The organism is Cryobacterium tagatosivorans, from assembly GCF_004402215.1.
Lineage (GTDB): Bacteria > Actinomycetota > Actinomycetes > Actinomycetales > Microbacteriaceae > Cryobacterium > Cryobacterium tagatosivorans.
On sequence record NZ_SOEZ01000029.1, the window covers coordinates 1 to 13886 of the forward strand.

Consider the following 13886-nt stretch of genomic DNA (forward strand, 5'->3'; position numbering starts at 1 on the left):
GCAGCCGCGGCCATCCCGTCGGCGAACGCCGAACCGGCGGCCGGGGCGGCCGGGGCGGCCGGGGCTGCCGGCGGGGTGGCGGACGGGGCGCCTGGCGGCCTCGATTCCGTCACGGCGCCGTCGGCGCGGTGCTCGTCCTCTTCTGGTGCGTCCGGGGCGGCGGGTGAGTCCGTCATGCGGGCGATCTTCCCGGCGGCCTAGACGTCCGTCGGACCGGCGGCGCCGGCCGGGGTCGCCGGCATCCGCAGCGGGATGAGGTCGCGCGGCGGCATCGGGGTGGTGCCGCGAACGACGACGATGCTGCGGAACAGGTCTTCGATCGCGGCGGCGGCCTCGGGGTTGACGGCGCCTTCGCCGGCGATCACGCCGCGGAGGAACCAGCGCGGGCCGTCGACCCCGATGAAGCGGGCCAGGCGGGTGGTTCCGCCCGGGCCCTGGCCGGCGGCCACCGGGATCTCGGCGACGAGTTCGGGCCCGAAGGGACCTTCGCGCTCGCTCGTCGTTCCGCCCTGCTTGCCGATCTGGTCGGCGATCTGGTCGCGGATCTCGTGCCACAGGCCGCTGGAGCGCGGGGCGGCGAACGGCTGCACCTGGAGAGTGGATCCGGCGTAGTCGAGGCCGATGGCGACCACGCGCTTGCTCCCCTCCTCGATCTCGAGGCGGAGGTGCAGTCCTTCCCGGGGCAGGACCTTCACGCCGCCGAGGTCGACGTAGGGGCGAACCTGGTTGGCCTCGGTCTCGTCGAGGGGCCCCTCGGTGGCGCGGTCCTCCGGAGCGGACTTGGGCATGGGTTCGGGGAACGGGTTCTGGTTCGCGATATCGGTCACGGAGTGTCTCCTTTGCTGGCTGCGCCAGTGAGCTGTGCGGTGAGCCCGGTCGAGCCGAACCCTCCCTCTCCGCGCTGGCTGCCGGGCAGCCGTTCGACGGGAATGAAAACGGCCCGGGCGACGGGCATGACGATGAGCTGGGCGATGCGATCGCCGACGGCGACCCGGTAGGTCTCCGTCCGGTCGGTGTTGAGCAGCGTCACCTTGATCTCGCCGCGATAGCCGGCATCCACCGTCCCCGGCGCGTTCACGATCGTGATGCCGTGCTTGGCGGCCAGGCCGCTGCGGGGAACGACGAACGCCGCGAAACCGTCCGGGAGGGCGATGGACACGCCCGTGCCGACGAGGGCGCGGGCTCCGGGGGCGAGCTCGATGGCCTCCGAGGAGTGCAGATCGGCCCCGGCATCGCCCGGATGCGCGTAATTCGGGAGGACGGACGCGGTTATCAGGACTTCAACGCTTTCTGTCACGTGTCGAGGGTAGTGCAGAAGTCTGGTCGAATAGAGCCATGCCTGAATATCGCGAAAAACTCTGGGCCGCACCCTGGCTGTTCCTGGCCACGGCGCTGGTGATCCCGGCGAGCATCCTCGTCTTCACACCCATTTCCCTGCCGGTCGGCATCATCACCGCCGCTGGGCTGTACGCCGCTTGTGTCGTGCTGCTCGTCGTCGCGTCGCCGGTCGTGCGCGTGCGGGGCGGCGTGCTGGAGGCGGGCAACGCCCGGATCAGCACGGACGTGCTCGGCCAGGCGGTCGCGTTCGAGGGCGAGGAAGCGCGGCAGGAGCGCGGGCCCAGGCTCGATGTGCGGGCGTGGCTGCTGATCCGGGGCTGGGTCGACCCGGTGGTGCGCGTGCCGATCGAGGACCCGGCCGACCCCGCACCGTACTGGCTCATCTCGAGCCGGAACCCACAAAAACTGGCCGCCGCGATCAATGAATCGCGACGGCCAGCGTCAGGTACGTCAGCTTCGTGAGCCAGGGGGCTCGGCTGAGTGCGTTTTTAGGCGTCGTGCTCGTTGCAGACCGGGCCGAGCTTGGTCTCGTGCGACAGCTGCGAGCGGTGCTTCACCAGGAAGCACTCCACACAAGTGAATTCGTCGGCCTGCGGGGGCAGAACGACAACATCGAGGTCGAGGTCGGAGAGATCGGCGCCCGGAAGGTCGAACCCACCGGGGTTGTCCGCGTCGTCAACATCAACGACTCCGGACATCTTGTCGGGCACGCGCTCCTTCAGGGCCTCGATCGACTCAGAGTCGTCTTCGGTCTTCCGCGGTGCGTCGTAATCGGTTGCCATGCCCATCCATTTCAGTTACGCCGAGAGAACCAATCGGCGGCCATAGTTTGCATCAAACCGGGACGAATTGCAAACCGTTAACGCCCTGTCTCGGCCGGCACAGACATCAACTTCCGGCACGCCCGGCGTATTCCCCGAAAAAGGGGGCATCACATGGCACTCTGAGACCTACCAGTGATCGCGAGAGGGCTTTCGCCATGCAGGAATTGAAGGTAATCGGAGTCGAGAACGGCGCGCTGCTCGCAGCGTCAGAGGAGGGTGATCGTTTTCGGATCCCCATCGATGAAGTTCTCCAGTCCCGGCTTCGCCAAACCCAGCCCGAAACATCGTCGGGACCCAAGCTGTCCCCCCGGGAGATCCAGGCCCACATCCGCTCCGGCATGTCCGCCGAGGACGTCGCCGCCGTGACGGGGGCCTCCCTCGACTACGTCCGCCGCTTCGAGGGCCCGGTCGTCGCCGAGCGCGAATACATCGTCTCGTCGGCGCTGAGCGTCCCGGTGCACACCGCGATCGACCCGGATCCGCTCGACGAGGACGCCAACTTCGGCAGCGTCATCCGGGAACGCCTCGCCACCCTCGGCGCCTCGAACGAACGCTGGGCCAGCTGGAAAGAGCCCGGCGGCGGCTGGATCGTCAAGCTCTCCTTCACCGCCGAGGACATCGACCACGACGCCCGCTGGGGCTTCGAACCGAAGAAGAACTCCCTCTCCCCCCTGGGCAGCGAGGCCATCGCCCTCTCCCAGCAGGGCGAGCTCAAGGGCGCGCTCATCCCGCGCCTGCGCGCCGTCGGCGCCGAAACGAGCCTCGCCGACGTGTCGCGCTTCGACAGCGGCGCGTTCACCTTCAAGGAATCCCTGGCCGACGACATCCTGAGCGACACGGCCCCGATCCTCGACCCCGTCCCGTATTCGCGGACCGCCGGCACGACGGATGCCGTCTCGAAGGCCGCGATCAAGCGCGCCGACGAGCCCGCGAAGATCCTCGGTGACACGGCCGACCTGCTCGAATCCCTCCGCCGCCGCCGCGGCGAGCGTGAGACTGCCGCGTTTGAGAGCGAAGAGCCCGCCGAGCACCGCAGGGCGCCGGTCACCAAGGCCCCCAGCACGGGCATGCGCCTCGTGGACGTTCCCCAGGAGTCCTTCCCGGAGCTCGAGGAGACGCCCGTCGACGAGCCGCCCCGGAACGCCTGGGCCAACCAGGCCGCCAAGGCGCAGGCTCGCACGACCGGCAACCAGGGAAAGCGCGGTCGCGCCTCGATGCCGAGCTGGGACGAAATCGTCTTCGGTGCGCGTACCGACGACGACCTCGCCTGACCGCCCCCTCCTCCTTTCCCGGCCCACCCCCGCGCGAAAGCGCAGTTGTGCGCGGTATTCGACCCGAATAGCGCGCACAACTGCGCTTTCGCGGGGGTGACGTCTGGGTTATAGTCGAATCATCGAACGTATGTTCGAAGGACGACGAATCGAGGCGGTGCACAATGCCCCCTGTGGATGAACCGGTCATGGTCTGGACCGGAGAAGCCGGCACGCCGGAGCGCCTGGTCTGGCGGTCGCGGCGGTTCCGGGTGACCGACACCCCGACGGCACTGGTCGGGACCTGCGACTGGTGGCGCCCGTTCGAACCGCACACCTTCGGCGTGGGCCATCCGCCGCTCACGATTTCCGGCTGGCGGTTCCAGGCGACGGCCGACAACGGCGAGACGCACGTGTTCGACGTGCAGCCGGGCGACGGCGACCTGCGCTGGCAGCTCGTGCGCATCTTCGACTGACCGGGCCGGCCGACCGTACAGCCTGACCCGGACGGCAGGCTGACCGTACGGCCTGACCCGGTCGGCCCGCCGCGGCCCGCCCCGCGCGGACCCGCCATACTGTGAGCATGTCGACGCAGGCCTCACGCCGGGACGTGACCCGGATCCGCCTCGTGCGCCAGGGACTGTCCGGCGGCGAGCTGCGCGGGGTGAGCGATGTCGCCGAACGCCTCCTCGCCCTGCAGGCCCAGGACTACGCGGCCGGCAAATGGGCGCTCGGCGTGCGTGCGCCCGGCGCGACGCTGGCCGACGTCGACGCGGCGATCAATTCCGGGGCGATCGTGCGGTCCTGGCCGATGCGAGGCACGCTGCACTTCGTTCCCGCCGCCGCCCTGGGCTGGATGCAGGAGCTGACGAGCCCGCGGGTGGTCGCCGGCTCGCGCACCCGGCATGCCCAGCTCGACCTCGACCCTGTCGTCATCGAGCGGGCGCGGGCCGTCGCGGTCGGCGCGCTGTCCGGCGGCCGGGAGCTCAGCCGGGCCGACTTCCTCGCCGCGCTCGACGGCTCCGGCATCTCGACGGCCGGCCAGCGCGGCTACCACCTGATCGGACACCTCGCGCTGACCGGGACGCTCTGCTGGGGACCGCAGCGGGGCAAGCAGCAGGTACTCGTGCTGCTCGACGACTGGGTGCCGTCCCCCCGGCGCCTCGACCGGGACGAGGCGCTCGGGGAATTCGTCCTGCGTTACTTCGACGGCCACGGGCCGGCGACCCTCAGGGACTTCGTCTGGTGGTCGCAGCTCACCCTCGCCGACGCCCGGGTGGGCCTGGCCGTCGCCCGGGACCGCCTGGCCGAGCTCGAGGTCGACGGGGTCACCCACTACCTGCCCGCCGCCGCGGACACCGGCGACTCCGGCACTGGAAACGCCCCGAGGCCGCCGAGACAGCGCCGCCCGGTGCTCGCGCTCCCCGCCTTCGACGAATACCTGATCGGCTACCAGGACCGCAGCTTCGCCATCGACGACGGCAGCTTCACCCGTGTCGTGCCGGGCAGGAACGGGATGTTCCTTCCGCTCATCCTCGCTTCGGGGCGGGTCATCGGCACCTGGCGGCAGACGAAGTCCACGCGCGAGGTGAGCGTCGAACCGAGGCCGTTCGCTACCCTCTCGGCCAACCAGGCCAGGGAGTTCGGGCGCGCCGTCGCCGACTACGCGCGTTTCCTCGGCCTCGCCTCGGCCGGCCTGGCCCCGAACGCGCCGACGACGCCGGAGCCGCCACTAGCCTAGGAATGTGCGATTAACTGCGAGCCTGCGAACCACGAGCCGGGTTCCCCTGCTCCAGGCGGTAAAGACCGCCGTGGCCACCGTCCTGGCCTGGCTGATTGCACAGGTGCTGCTGCCCGGCGAACTCCCCATCTTCGCCGCAATCGCCGCGCTGCTCGTGGTGCAGCCGAGCATCAACCAGTCACTCGGCAAGGCGGTCGAGCGCAGCCTCGGCGTCATCGGCGGCGTGATCATCGCCTACGTCATCGGCCTGCTGTTCGGCCGGTCCAGCTGGATCGTGCTGCTCACGATCGTGATCTGCATCCTGCTCGCCTGGGCTCTGAAACTTCCCCCCGGGTCGGCCAACCAGGTTCCGATCAGCGCCATGCTCGTGCTCTCGATCGGGTCCACCTCCCCCGCCTACGCCCTCGACCGGATCATCGAAACCGTCATCGGCGCAGGCATCGCCCTCATCGTCAATGTGCTCATCGTCCCGCCCGTGCTGCTCGCACCGGCGCACGAGGCCGTCGGTCGGCTTGCCCATGAGGTGGCCGACACGCTCGACCGGCTCGCGGCGGCGCTGCGGGCGCCCCAGAAACCGTTCGCGCTCGAGGAACTGATGCTCACCGCCCGCCTCCTGCGCCCCATGCAGGAGTCCGCCGAACGGGCCATCACCCAGGCGGAGGAGAGCCTCGCCTTCAACCCGCGGCAGGCCTCACACCGCCGGGTACTGGATGCCGACGTCGAGCAGTACCGCCGGCTGAAGGCGCTCGTCACGCGCGGCATCGGAATGACCCGGGCCTTCCGTGACCACTACGACGATTCGCTGCACCGGGAGCCGACCGTGCAGGCGTTCTCGCAGGAGCTCGGACGGGCCGCCCACGACCTGCGGCTTCTGGCTCCGGGCACGGCAGCCGCGGAGGAGCAGCAGGCGCCGACGGCCGGTGAGCCCGCGGCCCTGACCGCACCGCTGATCATCCGCACCCCGCACCCGGAGCACTGGATCCTGATCGGTTCGCTGATGGAAGACCTCCGCCGGGTGCGCGAGGAAATCGTCGGCGAGCAGCGCGGTTAACGGGCCGACGGGGCCCCGCCGTGTGGCGAGACCCCGTCGATGGTCGAAGACCTAGTCCTGCTGGAGCACTGCCTGCAGTTCCAGGGTGATGGTCACCTTGTCGCCGAGCAGGAAGCCGCCGGTCTCGAGGGCCGCGTTGTAGGTGAGGCCGAAGGCATCGCGCTCAACCTGGGTCTTGGCCGTTGCGCCGGCCTTGTAGTTGCCGTACGGGTCAACGGCGAAGCCGCCGAACTCGAAATCGAAGGTGACCGGCTTGGTCACGCCCTTGATGGTGAGGTCGCCGTCCACGAGGAAGTCGCCCTTGTCCTGGCGCACACCGGTCGACACGAAGCCGATGGTCGGGTAGGTCTCGGCGTCGAAGAAGTCGCCGGTGCGGAGGTGACCGTCGCGGTTGGCCTCGTTGGTGTTGATCGAGGCGACCTGGGCGGTTGCCGTCACGGTCGAGTCGAGCGGGTTCTCGCCGGTCACGAAGGTCGCGTCGAAGCTGTCGAACGTGCCCTTGACCTTGCTGATCATGATGTGGCGGATGCTGAAGCCGACCTCGCTGTGCGTCGGGTCGATGGTCCAGGTGCCGGCCTTGTAGCCGGGGATGTTGGTGGGTGTTACGTCGCTCATGGATGCTCCTCAAGTCCGTGGGGCGATCCAGTTGTCACCCTCAGGTATATGCAAGCGCATAGGTCCGGAAGATATTCCGAGGAATCAAAAAGAATTCTCAGCCGCCCGGAACGAACGGCCCGGTCTGCCCCGACAGGGTGCGGCGGAGCACGAGCAGCCGGCGGACGTCGTCGTCGATCCTGGCCCGGGGAATGCGACCGGCGTCGACTGCCGCGGCGATCCCGGTGATCATCCGCGGGATGTCGACCCCGGCGGCGGCCGGATCGGCGGGCAACACATAGAGCAGCATCGTGTTTCCCGCGGCCAGGGCGGAGATCGCGTTCTCGACCGGATCGGCATACCGGGGCAGGCCGCTGTGCTGGAGCATGAGCATGTCGTCGGTGATGGCGACGCCGTCGAAGCCGAGCTCACCGCGCAGGATCGCGTGCCACTCGGGAGACAGGCTGGCCGGACGCTGGTCGACGGCCGTGTACGCGAGGTGGCCGAACATGACGACCTCCGCCCCGGCGGCTATCCCCGCGCGGAACGGCGGGGCCACCCGGGCCAGCCAGTCGGCGCGGCTGAGGGCGGTGGAGGGGATGCCGCGGTGCGAGTCCTCCCCCGTGGCGCCGTGCCCCGGGAAGTGCTTGAGGGTGCTGAGCACCCGGCCGTGCTCGCCGGCGACCGCGGCGGCGACCCTCGGCCCTCCGGTCGCGGCATCCGTTCCGAGCACCCGGTCGTAGATGAAGGAGTGCGGATCGGCGGTGACATCCGCGACGATTCCGAAATTGAGGTTGATCCCGGTGTCGTCGAGCAGCGTCGACCGGCTGGTGAACGCGTCGGTCGTGGCTTCCGCCGGCAGCGACTTCAGCGCATCGGCCCCGGATGCCCGGTCGCCGGCCAGGCGGGACACCGTTCCGCCCTCCTGGTCGATGCCGAGCAGCAGCGGCAGCCCGGGATCGGAGCTGGCCCCGGCCGTCAGGGCGGCCAGTGCGGGCGCCGAGGCCGGCACGTTGTCGCCCATCAGGATCAGGCCGCCGAGGCCGTAGGAGCCGGCGAAGGAACGGAGCGCCGCGGCATCCGTACCCGGGCGGTGCAGCATGAGGAGGCTGGCGACCTTCTCGGTCAGGGTCATCGCCTGGAGCCTGTCCTCGGCGTACGCGGCCACGCGTTCGGCGGAGGTTGTGCGCGGGGAGCCGTGGCCGGCCGGCGAGCCGGGACCGGGAGCGGACGTGCAGCCGGCGAGCAGGAGGGGCACGAGCAGCAGGGCCGCGACGGCACGCGCGGCGACGGCACGCGGTCCGACGGCACGCAGTCCGAGCGCCCCGAGGCGCCGGGTCGCGCCGCGCACTCGCCTGTCCCCGATCATCAGCCAAGGCTACCCGCACCCACCCGCGCTCCCGCCCGCGGGGTTGAGTTGCGGACAAAGTACCTTCGTGGCGCCCGGGAAGGTACTTTTTCCGCAACTGAGCGCGCGCAGGTGGAAGGGCGGGCGCAGAAGGGCGATGGCAATGTCCAGCCCACATGCACCGTAATCCCAGCCCACTATTGCCTCACCGGAATACACTCAGGGTTCGAACGGGAGGTGATGCGTGGGGATCCAGGACATGGGCGGTGAGGCCGTGCTCATCGCCGCGGGGGGTCGCTCGATCCTGCTGCAAATCGCCGATCCCGCCATCGGGCACGGCGTCGCCGGGCACAGCGACTTCGCGTCCCGGCCGCTCGACCGGCTGCGCGGCACCCTGACCTACGTCTACGCCGTCACCTTCGGCACCAGGGAAGAGGCCGCCCAGGCGACCCGGCACGTGAATCGCGCCCACGCCCCGGTCCGCGGCCAGGGCGGCGATGGCACGCCCGCCTACAGCGCATTCACCCCCGAGCTCCAGCTCTGGGTCGCCGCGACCCTCTACGACTCCGCGGTGACCATGCACGAGCTCGTCTACGGGCCGATGGACGACGAGGTCGCCGACCGCCTCTACCGTGAGTACGCGGGCCTCGGCACGGCGCTCCAGGTGCCGCCGGAGTTGTGGCCGCGGGACCGGGCCGCGTTCGGGGTGTACTGGCGCCGACGCCTCACCGAACTCCGAACGGATGCCACGACCCGGGCCGTGGCCGCCCAGCTGCTTCATCCGCGCACCGGGCCGCTCTGGCTGCGCCTGGCGATGCCCCTGGGACGGCTGCTCACCGTCGGGCTGCTGCCGCCGGAGGTGCGAGGGCTCTACGACCTGCCCTGGTCGGATGCCGCCCAGCGCCGGTTCGACCGCACCCTGCGCCTCATCGCGGTGGTCTACCCGGCTCTCCCGCGCCGGCTCCGGCACTGGCCCAAGGAGCACTTCCTGCGCTCCCTGCGCGCGTCGATGAAGCCGAGCACGTCGGGGTAGCGGCCTTAGGCTCGACAGGAGACGAGGGAGCCACGATGGGCAGCAACAGGATCGGCAGCGACGCGACGCAGGGCAGCAGGACCGGCGGCGACGCAACGCACAGCCGCACACCGGCCGGCGCAACGCCGCCCCCCTGGCGGCAGACACCGCTCACCAACCTGCTCGGAATCGACCTGCCGATCGTGCAGGGGGCCTTCGGCGGGCTCCCCTCCGTGCCGCTGGCCGCCGCCGTCAGCAACGCCGGCGGGCTGGGCTCGGTCGGGCTCTACGGCTGCGAGCCGGAGCGCATCCGGGAACTCGCCGGGCGGCTGCGGGCGCTCACCGACAGACCCTTCGCCCTGAATCTCTGGCTCGAGTTCGAGGGCAACAGCGACCTGCGGCCCACCGAGGACGAGTTCGCGTCCTGGCTCGAACCACTGGTCCCGTATTTCGCGGAGCTCGGCGTGGCGTTGCCGAGCCGGCCGGAGCGCTTCCTGCCCGGCTTCGAGGAGCAGTTCGAGGAACTCCTCCGCGCCCGGCCGGCGGTGGCCAGCTTCGTTTTCGGTATTCCTCCGGCGAGCGTGCTCGAGCGCTGCCGCGCGTCGGGCATCCGCACCGTCGGCACGGCCACGACGGTCGACGAGGCCGTCGCCCTCGACGAGGCCGGCGTGGATGCGATTGTGGCGACCGGGTTCGAGGCCGGCGGGCACCGGGTGTCGTTCCTCCGCCCGGCCGAGGACTCCCTCACCGGACTGTTCGCGCTCGTGCCCCAGGTCGTCGACGCCGTCAGGGTCCCGGTCATCGCCGCCGGGGGCATCGCCGACGGCCGCGGGATCGCCGCGGCCCTGGCCCTGGGCGCCGCCGCCGCACAGCTGGGGACCGCGTTCCTCGGCACCGACGAGTCCACCGCGAGCGCCGGGCACAAGGCCCTCCTGCGGCACGATGACGCCCGGCACACGACGCTGACGCGGGTGTTCAGCGGCCGCCTCGCCCGCGGCATCTCCAACCGGATGCTACGAGAGCTCACGACCGACTCCCGGACGGCGCCGTTCCCGGCCCAGAACTGGCTCACCGGGCGGCTCAAACCGGCCGCCGCCGCCCAGGGGAACACGGACCTCGTCTCGCTCTGGGCGGGCCAGGCGGCACCGCTCGGCCGCGGCGGGCCGACGGCGGACCTGGTGGCCGCGTTGGCGACCGAAACCGATGGTCTGGCGGGTCGCGGGCGATAGTCTGAAGACCCCTGATCATCCTGAGGATTCCACCATGCAGCACACGGCATCCGACGCGCACGCCGCGCTCGACAGCATCGATCGAAAGATCGTCGCCGCGCTCGCCCGCGACGCCCGCCTCTCGATGCGGGCCATCGCCGAGCTGGTGCATATTTCGCGCACCTCGGCGCACACCCGTGTGCAGAACCTTGTGCGCCAGGGCGTCATCACCGGGTTCGGGGCGCAGATCGATCGCAAGTCCCTGGGGCTGCACGTGTCCGCCCTCGTCGTGGTCAAGATCGCCGACGTGTCCTGGGCCGAGATCGCCTCGAAACTGGCCGAACTGCCCTTCGTCGAGAAGGCCCAGGCGGTCAGCGGCGACATCGACATCATCCTCACCGTCAGCGCGCCCGACCACGAGCAGCTCAGCCAGGCCATCCTGCGCGACATCCACAGCATGACCGGCGTGATCTCCACCCGGTCGCACCTGATCCTCGAGGAAATCGCCGGCCACGCTCCGGGCGAAACGCCGGACATCTGGCGCTGAAAACGGAGTGATCCCAGCCGTTTGTCACGGCCGCGACCAACACCGTGCCAATCGTTCACAACTGTCCCGCCGATGTAGTCCACGGGGCGCGCATGCCCCACGATTGCGTCATGAGCCTCAATGTCGAGAGTGCGCCTGTGATCACACAGCCGGCACCCACACCCCTCCGATTGATCGATGACGCCGGCCTGGCCGTCGATCCCTCAGAGGCCGGCGGGTTCGCCCTGCCGTCGCCCGAAATCCTGCTGGGCCTGTACCGACGGATGGTCGTCGCCCGCCGATTCGACGTGCAGGTCACCGCCCTCACCAGGCAGGGACGCCTCGCGACCTACCCGTCCGCGCTCGGCCAGGAGGCCTGCGAGATCGCCGCGGTCGCCTCGCTCGGCGCATTGGACTGGCTCTTCCCGACCTACCGGGACAGCATCGCCCTGCTCACCCGCGGAGTGCCGCCCGAAGACATCCTCGCCTCCTTCCGGGGCGAGTGGCACAGCGGCTACGACTACTACCAGCACAAGATCGCCCCGCAGGCCACCCCGCTGGCCACCCAGGCGCTGCACGCGGTCGGCCTGGCCACCGCCTCGAAGCTCAAGGGTGACCACACGGTCGCGCTGACCCTGCTCGGCGACGGCGCGACCAGCGAGGGCGACGCCCACGAGGCGTTCAACTTCGCGGCCGTCTGGCAGGCGCCCGTCGTCTTCCTGGTGCAGAACAACCAGTTCGCGATCAGCGTGCCGCTGGACAAGCAGATGGCCTGCCGCACGATCGCCGACAAGGCCATCGGCTACGGCATGCCCGGCTACTTCGTCGACGGCAACGACGTCGCCGCCATGTACGCGGTCGTCTCCGCCGCCGTCGACACCGCCCGGAACGGCGGCGGACCGTCGCTGGTCGAGGGCCTCACCTACCGGATGGAGGCGCACACCAACTCGGATGACCCCACCCGGTACCGCGACTCCTCTGACGTGGACGCCTGGCGCGGCCGCGACCCGATCGAACGCCTCGAGAAGTACCTCGTCTCCGTGGGCGTGCTGACGGACGCCGAACGCGCCGACATCACCCGGGAGGCCGAGGACCTCGCCGCGGCGACGCGCGAGTGTATGACCAGGACGGCCGTGATCGATCCGCTCGAACTGTTCGAGCACGTCTACGCCACGCCGCGCACCGCCCTCGCCGAGCAGCGGGACTTCCTGGCGAACGAAATCGCCGAGCACGAGGCTGCGGCCGCCAAAACGACGGGTGAATCGGCATGACCGCGCACAACAGCACGACCCACACCGGCACGGCGGCCCCGGCCACGCGCCCGGCCGCCCCGATGACCATGGCCGCAGCACTCAACGCGGCCATCCGCGACGCGATGGTCGATGACCCTTCCGTCGTGCTGTTCGGCGAGGATGTCGGCCCGCTCGGCGGCGTCTTCCGGGTCACCGACGGCCTCTACGCCGAGTTCGGCGAGACCCGGGTCAGCGACTCGCCCCTGGCGGAGTCCGGGATCATCGGGACCGCGATCGGGATGGCGATCTACGGCCTGCGCCCGGTGGTGGAGATGCAGTTCGACGCCTTCAGCTACCCGGCGTTCGAGCAGATCGTCTCCCACGTGGCCAAGATGCGCAACCGCACGCGCGGCAGGATCCAGCTGCCGATCGTCATCCGGATCCCCTACGCCGGCGACATCGGCGGCGTCGAGCACCACTCCGACTCCTCCGAGGCGTACTGGGCTGCCACGCCCGGCCTCACGGGGGTGACCCCGTCGAATCCGGCGGATGCCTATTCGATGCTTCGCGAAGCGATCGCCAGCGACGACCCGGTGATCTTCATGGAACCCAAGAGCCGCTACTGGTCGAAGGCGGAGCTCGCCCTTCCGGTGCGGACGGCTCCGATGAACCAGGCCGTCGTTGTCCGGGAGGGCGCCGACGTGACGCTCATCGCCTACGGCCCAACGGTCAAGACGGCAATCGCCACCGCCGAACTCGCCTCGGAGGAGGGCCTCTCGATCGAGGTCATCGACCTGCGCAGCCTGTCCCCGTTCGACGATGAGACGGTCAGCGCCTCCGTGCGCAAGACCTCCCGCGCCGCCGTCATTCACGAGGCCGCCCAGTTTGGCGGCTACGGCGCCGAGGTCGCGGCCCGCCTGACCGAACGCAATTTCTATTACCTGTCCGCGCCGATCCTGCGGATCACCGGCTTCGACATCCCGTATCCCTCACCGAAACTCGAGGAGTACTTCCTGCCGACACCGGACCGCATCCTCGCCGCCCTCGGCACCTGGGAGTGGTCATAATGGGACGCGATTTCCTGCTGCCCGACCTCGGTGAAGGACTCACCGAGGCCGAGATCGTCAACTGGCTGGTCTCCCCCGGCGACACGATCGCAATCGACCAGCCCGTCGTCGAGGTCGAATCGGCCAAGTCGATCGTGGAGCTTCCGTCGCCGTTCGGCGGCGTCGTGGAGAAGCTGTTCGGCGAGGTCGGCGAGGTCATCCACGCCGGCTCGGTGCTGCTGACGGTGGCGGATGCCTCCGCTTCCGCCGCTCCCGCCCCGGCAACCGTGCCGCCGGTCAAGGCCGCCGCTCCGGAGGACCCTGCCGGGGAAACCGGACGCCCGCTCGTCGGCTATGGGCCGAGCGAAAGCACCCGGGGGGTTCGCCGGCCCGCCGGTGGACGGTTCGGACGGAACGCGGCACCGCTTCCGGCCCCGGTCGCGGCCGTCGCCCTGCTCGACCCTGCACGCCGGTCGCCCGTGGTCTCACCCCTCGTCCGCCGGCTCGCCAGGGAGCACGGCTTCGACGCAAGCCAGCTCAGCGGGAGCGGCGCCAATTCGCTGGTCCTGCGCGGCGACGTGGAGTCATACATCCGTGACCTGGCCGCGCCGGCCGAGCCTGCCGCGGTCGCAGCGCCCGTGACGCCGCCCGCGTCCGTGCCCGCCACGCTGCCCGCCTCCGTGCCCGCCCCGGGGGCGGCCCAGGCGGTCGCGCCG

16 protein-coding genes are annotated in these 13886 nt (G+C 70.4%); 11 read left to right on the plus strand and 5 right to left on the minus strand.

Features of this window, described 5'->3' with window-relative positions; translation table 11 throughout:
- Window positions 1–197: 197 nt before the first annotated feature.
- Together E3O23_RS05495 and dut are read right to left on the minus strand one after the other, a co-directional pair.
- Window positions 198–788, minus strand: a complete 591-nt coding sequence (locus E3O23_RS05495; RefSeq protein WP_134488973.1) for a DUF3710 domain-containing protein — start codon at window positions 786–788, stop codon at window positions 198–200.
- Between the two features lie 35 nt (window positions 789–823).
- A complete protein-coding gene (dut, locus tag E3O23_RS05500) occupies window positions 824–1297 on the minus strand; it encodes a dUTP diphosphatase (RefSeq protein WP_134488951.1) in 474 nt (157 codons plus the stop codon).
- Between the two features lie 38 nt (window positions 1298–1335).
- Here dut and E3O23_RS05505 point away from each other — a divergent pair, with 38 nt between their 5' ends.
- The gene (locus tag E3O23_RS05505) at window positions 1336–1800 is read left to right on the plus strand and encodes a DUF3093 domain-containing protein (protein ID WP_134488953.1); all 465 of its coding nucleotides are present in this window, start codon (window positions 1336–1338) and stop codon (window positions 1798–1800) included.
- A gap of 26 nt (window positions 1801–1826) precedes the next feature.
- Here E3O23_RS05505 and E3O23_RS05510 read toward each other — a convergent pair whose 3' ends face one another.
- Entirely contained in the window at window positions 1827–2120 is a 294-nt protein-coding gene (locus E3O23_RS05510) for a DUF4193 domain-containing protein (RefSeq protein WP_092324700.1), read from the minus strand.
- A gap of 197 nt (window positions 2121–2317) precedes the next feature.
- On the opposite strand from E3O23_RS05510, the gene sepH reads away from it, so the two are divergent.
- The 4 genes from sepH to E3O23_RS05530 all read left to right on the plus strand — a co-directional run bounded on the left by sepH (window position 2318) and on the right by E3O23_RS05530 (window position 6204).
- Complete coding sequence (gene sepH, locus E3O23_RS05515; protein WP_134488955.1) at window positions 2318–3433, plus strand: septation protein SepH; 1116 nt, start codon at window positions 2318–2320, stop codon at window positions 3431–3433.
- A 164-nt stretch (window positions 3434–3597) separates the two neighbouring features.
- Window positions 3598–3888 (plus strand): hypothetical protein, encoded by a 291-nt coding sequence (locus E3O23_RS05520; RefSeq protein WP_134488957.1) that lies wholly within the window; start codon window positions 3598–3600, stop codon window positions 3886–3888.
- A gap of 107 nt (window positions 3889–3995) precedes the next feature.
- Window positions 3996–5153: a winged helix DNA-binding domain-containing protein gene (locus E3O23_RS05525; RefSeq protein WP_134488959.1), complete on the plus strand. Its 1158-nt coding sequence runs from the start codon at window positions 3996–3998 to the stop codon at window positions 5151–5153.
- Window positions 5154–5157: 4 nt separating this feature from the next.
- On the plus strand, window positions 5158–6204 hold the full coding sequence (locus E3O23_RS05530) for an FUSC family protein (protein WP_134488961.1): 1047 nt from the start codon (window positions 5158–5160) through the stop codon (window positions 6202–6204).
- Window positions 6205–6255: 51 nt separating this feature from the next.
- Here E3O23_RS05530 and E3O23_RS05535 read toward each other — a convergent pair whose 3' ends face one another.
- Window positions 6256–6819, minus strand: a complete 564-nt coding sequence (locus tag E3O23_RS05535) for a YceI family protein (protein WP_134488963.1) — start codon at window positions 6817–6819, stop codon at window positions 6256–6258.
- A gap of 97 nt (window positions 6820–6916) precedes the next feature.
- Window positions 6917–8167 (minus strand): glycoside hydrolase family 3 N-terminal domain-containing protein, encoded by a 1251-nt coding sequence (locus E3O23_RS05540; RefSeq protein ID WP_134488965.1) that lies wholly within the window; start codon window positions 8165–8167, stop codon window positions 6917–6919.
- A gap of 223 nt (window positions 8168–8390) precedes the next feature.
- On the opposite strand from E3O23_RS05540, the gene E3O23_RS05545 reads away from it, so the two are divergent.
- The 6 genes from E3O23_RS05545 to E3O23_RS05570 form a co-directional block, all read left to right on the plus strand.
- The gene (locus E3O23_RS05545; RefSeq protein ID WP_338145299.1) at window positions 8391–9179 is read left to right on the plus strand and encodes an oxygenase MpaB family protein; all 789 of its coding nucleotides are present in this window, start codon (window positions 8391–8393) and stop codon (window positions 9177–9179) included.
- A gap of 35 nt (window positions 9180–9214) precedes the next feature.
- Window positions 9215–10387, plus strand: coding sequence for an NAD(P)H-dependent flavin oxidoreductase (locus E3O23_RS05550; protein ID WP_134488967.1), 1173 nt, complete (start codon window positions 9215–9217; stop codon window positions 10385–10387).
- A 34-nt stretch (window positions 10388–10421) separates the two neighbouring features.
- A complete protein-coding gene (locus E3O23_RS05555; RefSeq protein WP_134488969.1) occupies window positions 10422–10913 on the plus strand; it encodes an Lrp/AsnC family transcriptional regulator in 492 nt (163 codons plus the stop codon).
- 137 nt (window positions 10914–11050) lie between these two features.
- On the plus strand, window positions 11051–12163 hold the full coding sequence (pdhA, locus tag E3O23_RS05560) for a pyruvate dehydrogenase (acetyl-transferring) E1 component subunit alpha (RefSeq protein WP_241983338.1): 1113 nt from the start codon (window positions 11051–11053) through the stop codon (window positions 12161–12163).
- A complete protein-coding gene (locus tag E3O23_RS05565; RefSeq protein WP_166790415.1) occupies window positions 12160–13191 on the plus strand; it encodes an alpha-ketoacid dehydrogenase subunit beta in 1032 nt (343 codons plus the stop codon). Before pdhA ends, E3O23_RS05565 begins: the two co-directional genes overlap by 4 nt.
- A partial coding sequence (locus E3O23_RS05570; protein WP_174776600.1) for a biotin/lipoyl-containing protein occupies window positions 13191–13886 on the plus strand: 696 nt, incomplete at its 3' end. The genes E3O23_RS05565 and E3O23_RS05570, both read left to right, overlap by 1 nt.